This is a genomic window from Pauljensenia sp. UMB3104 (genome assembly GCF_030217285.1).
Lineage (GTDB): Bacteria > Actinomycetota > Actinomycetes > Actinomycetales > Actinomycetaceae > Pauljensenia.
Genome location: NZ_JASONN010000360.1, coordinates 1 through 263, shown reverse-complemented (window position 1 = coordinate 263; position 263 = coordinate 1). Strand labels below are relative to the sequence as shown.

Here is a 263-nt window from a genome sequence, read left to right as displayed (position 1 = left end):
CCACGGATAGGCCGACAGCAACGGCCTGGCCATGCGCAACGCCCAACGCTCCATTCTGGTCAAGGATCCGTGGTTGTCGGTGCAGTCGATCAGCATCAACCGATGGACGGCACCGGGATGGAGCTCGACGTAGCTCTGAGCCAGGTTGCCGCCCATGGACTGGCCGACGAGGGTGAGGCGCTTCGGCGCGATGTGTTGGACGAGGGCATGGAGGTCGTCGAGCATGTCACGGTATCGGAAAGCTCTCGTGAGCCGGGATCGCC

1 protein-coding gene is annotated in these 263 nt (G+C 63.9%); it reads right to left on the bottom strand.

Going from position 1 to position 263, the window contains the following annotated elements; all coding sequences use genetic code 11:
- Window positions 1–263 (bottom strand): alpha/beta fold hydrolase (locus QP415_RS12020; protein WP_285100233.1); only part of this gene is annotated, 263 nt, incomplete at both ends.